General features: G+C 48.0%; 1 protein-coding gene and 1 pseudogene. Both read left to right on the top strand.

The features are described 5' to 3' along the window. Positions 1–142 (top strand): annotated as a pseudogene (locus tag F6K37_RS44765) (hypothetical protein); the annotation flags it as partial. Between the two features lie 337 nt (positions 143–479). After that, positions 480–2,101, top strand: a 1,622-nt coding sequence (locus tag F6K37_RS23620) for a protein kinase domain-containing protein (RefSeq protein ID WP_287252496.1), incomplete at its 3' end; no start/stop codon positions are given.

Genomic DNA, 2,101 nt, shown 5'->3' with positions numbered 1-2,101 from the left:
GTCAGCGGTCAGCGGTCAGCGGTCAGCGGTCAGCGGTCAGCGGTCAGCGGTCAGCGGTCAGCGGTCAGCGGTCAGCGGTCAGCGGTCAGCGGTCAGCGGTCAGCGGTCAGCGGTCAGCGGTCAGCCTAATGCAGATAGCTGATAGCTGATCGCCTAATGCTGATCGCCTTTAGCCTAATGCAGATAGCTGATAGCTGATAGCTGATAGCTGATAGCTGATAGCTGATAGCTGATAGCTGATAGCTGATAGCTGATAGCTGATCGCCTAATGCTGATAGCTGATCGCCTTTAGCCTAATGCTGATAGCTGATAGCTGATAGCTGATAGCTGATAGCATACATATAATCAGAAGATAAATTGTCACAGTCCTGGTCAATAATACCGATCAGCGTATGTTAAACATGAGACAGTTAGCAACCCGCCCCCTTGGTGCGGAGTTTTAAACTTCCTTTTTGTGAAATCTTAGGCACATCAATCCTATGTTAGGCAAGTTACTGGACGGGCGTTACCAAGTGACTCAAGTCCTCGGTTCCGGGGGATTTGGCAAAACCTATTTAGCCAAGGACACGAAGCGTCCAGGTAACCCAAGCTGTGTTGTTAAGCAACTTCAGCCTCCCAATGGCTCTCAGACATTTTTAGAAACTGCTCGACGCCTATTTAGTAGGGAAGCTGAAACCCTTGAAAAGCTGGGAAATCATGACCAAATTCCTCGGCTTCTTGCCTACTTTGAAGAAGACCATGAGTTTTACTTGGTGCAACAGTTCATCGAAGGGCATCTCTTGAGCCAAGAGTTGTCCCCTGGTCACCGATGGCAGGAAAAACAGGTGATTGCGCTATTGCAGGAAGTCTTAGGTATTTTGGAATTTGTCCACCGTCACGGTGTGATTCATCGCGATATTAAGCCCGATAACCTGATCCGACGCACGGCAGATCAAAAGTTAGTCTTGGTGGACTTTGGTGCAGTTAAGCAAGTTCAAACTGATTTGGTTAGTGCCTATAGACAAACTCACCATACTGTGGTAGTAGGCACTCCAGGCTATATGTCCAGTGAGCAGGCTTTGGGTCAGCCCTGTCCTAGCAGTGATATTTATGCCCTAGGGATTATTGGGATTCAGGCATTAACTGGAATGTTACCAGATCAGTTTCAGGAAGACCTCAAAACTGGTGAAGTTAACTGGCAATCCCTGGTGTCAGTGAGTTTAGGATTGGCGAATGTCCTTACTAAAATGGTTCGCTACCAAGTCAAAGACCGTTACCAGTCGGCATCGCAGGTTTTACGAGACTTACAGAAACTGACTAGTAATTCAAAACCGTACTCCATCAATTCCCCGACCTACTACTCAATTCACAATATCCCCACAGTTGAAGAAAACTTCCCACCGGAGCAATTATCAAAGCCGTTCTCAGAGCAAAAAACTTGGGATGCAAATGCCGATAGAGGTTCTACTCCAAATAAACCAGCACCAACTCCCTTGCCTCCAACTAAGGCGGATAGATCGGATAATTTGTCTCTGATCATTGGCACTGGCATTGCCTTAGTTACTTCCTCGATAGCTGGTATGATCTACTCGATGCGTTCTAGCTCTTGGTCACCACCTAAAATAGTAAAACCAATTGCTCCTAGGAGTACACCCAATCACCGTTCAGATCCGGTGGTATATGAGCCACCAGCCCCAGCTGCCCCAGGTAATTGCCAGGTGACAGGTAATCCGTTCGCGAATGTGCGCTCCGAGCCTAACGGGTCAAAAGTTGGTCAGCTGAATCAGGGAACCAGTCTAGTTCTAACTGGTAGTGGACAACCTGGCTGGGTAGAAATTAGTTCACCGGTTACCGGGTGGGTGTTTACAAATTTGACTGACTGCGCACCAACGGTTGATCCAGTGGTGGCAACTGCTCCCAAGAGAAATGTTCCTAAGAGAAACGTTCCTAAGCAAAAAGTTTACCCAAAACCAAAACCTGTCGTCAGGAGGGCTCCATCGCCACCACAGACCCGTCAGCCAATACCAGCACAACCGGTAGATAATGGCTCACTAATTTTGGCAAGGGCAGTGGACAAGTATCAGGCAGGAAATATCAAGGGGGCAATTGCGATCGCACAAGA

It is taken from the genome of Moorena sp. SIO4E2, from assembly GCF_010671945.1.
Taxonomy (GTDB): domain Bacteria; phylum Cyanobacteriota; class Cyanobacteriia; order Cyanobacteriales; family Coleofasciculaceae; genus Moorena; species Moorena producens.
Note: the sequence above shows the minus strand (reverse complement) of the source record. Positions and strands in the feature narration are given on the sequence as shown.